Source organism: Bremerella alba (assembly GCF_013618625.1).
GTDB classification, from domain to species: domain Bacteria; phylum Planctomycetota; class Planctomycetia; order Pirellulales; family Pirellulaceae; genus Bremerella; species Bremerella alba.
In genome coordinates this window covers 1-201 of the sequence record NZ_JABRWO010000030.1, presented here as the reverse complement: position 1 = coordinate 201, position 201 = coordinate 1, and the positions used below count along the sequence as shown (strand labels likewise).

General features: G+C 53.7%; 1 protein-coding gene. It reads left to right on the top strand.

The features are described 5' to 3' along the window. Window positions 1–14 precede the first annotated feature (14 nt). The coding region (locus HOV93_RS25490; protein ID WP_207399382.1) for a hypothetical protein at window positions 15–201 on the top strand (187 nt) is incomplete at its 3' end.

Genomic DNA, 201 nt, shown 5'->3' with positions numbered 1-201 from the left:
TTGATGGGGAAACGGTGACCTTAGAATTCCAGCCGGTTGCAGACTATGCAGGGAACTACCTTGTTCGCCTGCAGCCGACCGGTTGGGATGGAACCCAGGCCAATGGTTTTACGCATGAGAGCACCGATTACTATCTGGACATCGTGACGAGCTCTACCCAGATCACGGTGCCCATCGAACCGGGTCAGTCTTATCAATGGT